The sequence below is a fragment of the Geomicrobium sp. JCM 19037 genome (genome assembly GCF_000698105.1).
Taxonomy (GTDB): domain Bacteria; phylum Bacillota; class Bacilli; order Bacillales; family Marinococcaceae; genus Geomicrobium_A.
Window position 1 is genome coordinate 1 of the sequence record NZ_BAWZ01000064.1, and the last position, 4,925, is coordinate 4,925.

At 41.8% G+C, this 4,925-nt stretch carries 4 protein-coding genes, 1 tRNA gene and 1 pseudogene; 3 read left to right on the top strand and 3 right to left on the bottom strand.

The window, feature by feature from the left end; genetic code table 11:
• Positions 1–99: 99 nt before the first annotated feature.
• The 3 genes and pseudogenes from JCM19037_RS21370 to queG form a co-directional block, all read right to left on the bottom strand.
• Positions 100–650, bottom strand: a pseudogene (locus JCM19037_RS21370) (amidase domain-containing protein).
• 115 nt (positions 651–765) lie between these two features.
• Positions 766–1,008 carry a hypothetical protein gene (locus JCM19037_RS27965; RefSeq protein ID WP_042404487.1) on the bottom strand — a complete coding sequence of 81 codons (243 nt, stop codon included), beginning with the start codon at positions 1,006–1,008 and terminating at the stop codon, positions 766–768.
• 134 nt (positions 1,009–1,142) lie between these two features.
• Complete coding sequence (gene queG, locus JCM19037_RS21380) at positions 1,143–2,261, bottom strand: tRNA epoxyqueuosine(34) reductase QueG (protein ID WP_042404492.1); 1,119 nt, start codon at positions 2,259–2,261, stop codon at positions 1,143–1,145.
• 289 nt (positions 2,262–2,550) lie between these two features.
• Here queG and JCM19037_RS21385 point away from each other — a divergent pair, with 289 nt between their 5' ends.
• The 3 genes from JCM19037_RS21385 to JCM19037_RS21395 all read left to right on the top strand — a co-directional run bounded on the left by JCM19037_RS21385 (position 2,551) and on the right by JCM19037_RS21395 (position 3,283).
• Positions 2,551–2,796: a hypothetical protein gene (locus tag JCM19037_RS21385; RefSeq protein WP_042404489.1), complete on the top strand. Its 246-nt coding sequence runs from the start codon at positions 2,551–2,553 to the stop codon at positions 2,794–2,796.
• Positions 2,797–2,871: 75 nt separating this feature from the next.
• Positions 2,872–2,956, top strand: a tRNA-Leu gene (locus tag JCM19037_RS21390).
• A gap of 42 nt (positions 2,957–2,998) precedes the next feature.
• Complete coding sequence (locus JCM19037_RS21395) at positions 2,999–3,283, top strand: hypothetical protein (protein ID WP_152549180.1); 285 nt, start codon at positions 2,999–3,001, stop codon at positions 3,281–3,283.
• Positions 3,284–4,925: the final 1,642 nt, after the last annotated feature.

The following is a 4,925-nucleotide window of genomic DNA, read 5'->3' on the forward strand; positions in this document are numbered from 1 at the left end:
ATTTGCTGGGATCTCGGGTTCGTGTAGGACAATGTTAAGGCTCATCTGCTTCTTCTCCTCTATACATGCGTTATCGATACAATAGTATACCATATCGCATTACGTGGAGATATGATCATTCACTTTAAAGAACTTATATTTAATATCTGGTGTCCACGCTGTCGAGTCTTCATACTTCCAATAGCGATTTCTACTGTTTGCTGTTTGCGCATTCACTAATGGTTCCTGCTCATGATTAAAAGCTACGACAATCGCTGTATGATTCCATTCCCCGTCCCCATTGAAGTCATAACAAATTACATCACCGGGCCGTAAGTCTTGAGCACGATCAGCTTCCCTCGCTGTCAGACCTGTTGTGGAGCCACTTAAGTACCACCGCATTGAGTGAGCGACTGCCCAACTGTAACTCCATCGATCACTTGCCAACCACCAACCTTTTTCTTTCTGATGTTGTCCGTGCATCGGTGCCCCACCGGCTTGCAAACATTGGGAAATAAAATTCGTACAGTTATCAGTAACTCCGGGTAATCCGGGTTATAATCGTTCCACCAGCGTTCCGCATACTGAACTGCCTGCATTCGATTGTACGTTCTGTTTCGTAAAGACTCGGATTTCCTTCTTGGCAACCGCTCTACTCGTTGACGAACCATCGTAGTTTCGTTTGTTTTTTTTTATTTTTTGATCGTTTATAATTTTTTTGTTTTATGATTGTCAACTGACGATTTTCCTCTTCTTCTCTAAGGTGGTACGTGTCGCCCGCTTTAATTAGATGTGATTGATACAGTTTGTACCAACTGTCGTGCTTGACCCGTAAGACAACATGCTATAAGGCTTTAACGTTGATGTGGTTTTGATTACTTGTTCACGTCGGTCACGAAATCCTTTATTCATACGTTTATAACGACCTTTATCCTCCATTGATAGGGATGGCGAGCGCTTTCGATTTAGAACGGCAGTGCTTAACTTTTCGACATGTTCTTGGAGTTTATCGCGGATGGACGCTTCCATTTTACCGCTCCCTTCTTTTCACCTATACTTATGTCTTCTAAGCCGCGTGCATGTGCCTAAATAAAGAAGCAGGATCATGACGTTGAATATCGCTACAATCAAAAAAAGAAGCCCGTCCCTCATGGATAGGCCTCTTATTGCAACGCTTCTTCTATCTCTTTTTGAACTTCGTCATCATCCTCATGCAGAGCAGCTAACCGAAGCGCTTCTAAGTTTTCACTCCCACTAATCTCCCCTAGTGACCAAGCGGCTGTTCCACGAATGACAGGTCGCGGATCGTTTTGAAGTAAATCCCTTAATTTAGGAGATGCTGCCTCTTCTTTAAAATGACCAAGCGCAATCACTGCGTTTCTTTGGATTGGTTTTTTGCCACGCCATGAACCTGCCATCATGCCATAAGTTTCTTTGAATTCTCTATTCGACATGGATAGCAACGGCAAAAGCTCCGGCTTCACTTTTTCTGGTTCAGGTTCAAACTCAGGTTGATAATGGTCTCCTTTGCCTTTATTAATCGGGCAAACAACTTGGCATGTATCACAGCCATATAATCGATTGCCAATTTTTTTGCGATACCTCTTTGGGATCATATCTTTCTTTTGGGTTAAAAAAGCAATACACTTTTGTGAATCCAATTGTCCTCCTTGAATAAGTGCTCCTGTTGGACAACTATCCACGCATTTGTTACACGTCCCACACCCATCTTCTACCGGTGTATCTGGTTCAAAAGCCAACGTCGTAATCATCTCTCCGAGATATACATAGCTTCCGTATTCATGAGTAATCACCATACAATTCTTGCCTGTCCACCCAATTCCAGCTCGTTCTGCAACAGCACGATCAGACAGTGCACCTGTATCAACCATAGAAGCCGTTTTCGCCTCTGGCACACGTTCTTTAATAAACGCCTGCAAACGTTCTAACCGATCGTTTAAAACCGTATGATAGTCCTCTCCCCACGAAGCTCGGCAAAATAATCCCCTACGATTTCCTTTGACTCCCTTTGGTGGATTTTTTAACTTCGATGGATAAGATAAAGCAATGCTAATAATTGATTTTGCATAGGGAAGTAACAATTCTGGGTTTGTTCGTTTATCAATATCAGGCTCTTCAAAACCTGAGTCATATCCGAGCTGTTGTTGCGTTTTGAGTCTTTCTTTAAGCGTTAAAAATGGATCTGCGCTCGCAAATCCAATACGATCGATGCCGATGGATTTACTGAAATTTATAATTTCTTCTTTAAGCTCTTCATTCATTAGAGTCCAACTTTCACTTATGGTAAAATCATATTGACTGCGCGTTTCACACATTGCAGTTGATGTCATTTTACCATATGCAAAAACGGCGCTCAATTCAGGTGCGCCGTTCGCTGAAGCTAGCTTTTTTTATAGCCAAGCTCTTGGAAAATCGACACCACACCGTAAGCAATACCGGCTACACCAAGAGCAATGGCACCAACAAATATAATTAGATTCACTATCTTCACCTCTTTGGTTGTATTGTTCTTAAATGCAGGAAAGATATACAGAAAGGATTTCTCCCTCTATGTCATTAAAAACCTTCGAGAACATCACGATGGTTGTGATGGTTCTCATCTTAGTATTATTAATTACCGGTGCAATTACTCCTCCGGTTAGCTTTTACTTCCTTGGCGTAATCGTTTTAATTGTCATTACGAACTTCTTTTGGCGTCTGCGTGATTATAAAAAACGAAGAGCGTTGAAGTTAAAGGAAATTGAGGAAGAGGAAGCAAGAAGAGCAAAGAAAAATACAGATTCCCACTCATCTTAAGGAATCTGTACTTTTCTCTTGCGTAACAGGTTAGGACATGATATATTATTATTTGTCGGAAACGACATTACATACGGCGATGTGGCGGAATTGGCAGACGCGCGCGACTCAAAATCGCGTTTCTACGGAAGTGTGGGTTCGACTCCCACCATCGCCACCATTTTCAAGGATAAACACCCCGTTTACTAACGATGAGGTGTTTTTGTTTTATATAGAAAGTGAGAAGAAGATGAACTTAACTATTATGTACGATACAAATGATTACGGTGAAAAATATGTTCAAGTGTATAACACCGGCGAGCTCGTCAGCCAAGTCAATGTTTCGATGATTGGAAAAGGTGGCATCTATCCTTCGATCACAAACTTTATCTCGCAACAACGTACGATATTTTTACAACAATCCGAAGGTCTTTCTTCCCGTATTTTTATAGAAGAAGCGATTCAAGTAGATGTTGATCGCGAAAAAGCAAACGGACATTCTTGTTAAAACAGCACTTGAGAGGAATAAGTTTAATACTTATTCCTCTCTTTTTTCTTTTATGGTACTAAACTAATGTTTGGGCTGAGGCTAAACGCCTCTGCTGTTTTGTTCATTCTACTTGATTTACATGTTCTTTCAATTAATCGTGTAATAAAACCTTCAAACTTAGCCAGTCATAGAAGTGAAAGTCGAACGCATATCGCTTAATAATCTTTATCTAGTTGCTCAGCCCTTTAGTGAGGCTATTCGTGTATCCTAAAATAAAGCTGTCGATAATTCTTAGCAGCCAGTATTTCTTCGTTTGGACGGCTTATGCCATATCTTTCGCTTCTGATGTTTCCATATCGTGATAAGAAGCTTGGAGACCGGCGAACAGTCGCCCTCGGTTTTGCTCTTACAGTGCTCCACAGATCGTCTTGATTACCTTCCTATGATATCGCCAGGTGCCGATTTAAGTACTGGTTTCTCTATACTTACGCTTATGAAAGACATGGTGAATCTGTTTACACTTCTTTCGATCATACTCGTGAAACTCTTTTTGTACTCGGCATAGCACCCTTATCTATTGCTCATTAAATATAGCGACTGAAATAAAACGATTGGCAATGGTAATTTGACGTTCTAAGGCGTAATTCACAGAGTTTTTTAAGAACGGGTTCAAGTTATCTTGAAATTCCTCCTACCTCTTGAAATTCGTGCATGAGGGTCGTTGATTTCTCAACCAGTAGGATATCCACTGGCACACCGGTCGGTCCATTGACAATTAGAACCTGAAAACACTTGCCCTTTGTGTCGTCTTTTTTACCAATCGCACTCACCTCTAGCAAAATTCGCAGTGCCAGCTGGTCAATATGCTTATTCCAGGTCGTTGGCGAGGTTAATAGGCCTCAGTCCCATGCTTGTAAGTACACCATGCTGTAACTCCGGTAGTTCTCCATGCTTTACTTGATTGCAGGGTCCGTTTGCCGCGCAAACGTACACATACCTACGTTACCCATATCATAGCAACGAATTGCGCTCAAAAAGTTTAAATGTTGGATTTTCTGTACTCGGTAAGCATACACTTTGTTCTTCATCTCCCCCACACGCAGGGCAACTAAGTCTCGTACATTTTATAGTGGGAAATGTCTTCAATCATTTAAGTAAAGCTCACCATCACAGATTCCAGTCTTAGTGATGATGCGATAATTTACATACATAGATAACTCATTGGCTATGGCTTGTTTTCGCAAATTAAAGTATAGAGTGCAAAGAAGTCTCAGCTGTTTTTCCGGTTCTAAGTCAAATGTTGGGGTAGAGACAATACGCCTCTGAGGCTGTTGAAAAACCTAAATGTTGTTTTTATAGAAGTGTAGGGGGTGTCATGGCTACGCTTGCCACGGGCGTCGCCTCAGCTATCGCGCTTCGCGCGAGGATCTTCGGCTGACAGAAAAGGAAGTTCGACATTCATTATGAATCATAATGATGTCGAACCAACCTGCTTACGCAGCCGCCGTAGGCGTCTCCGCCATGACACCCCTTCTCATTTTGCACAATTTGAGAGACTGCCACACACCTCTGCTCCTTTGTTTATCCTACTCGACTTGTATGCTCTTTTAATTGGTGATGCAATAACACCTTCAAACGCAGCCGGTCATAGCGGCGAAAA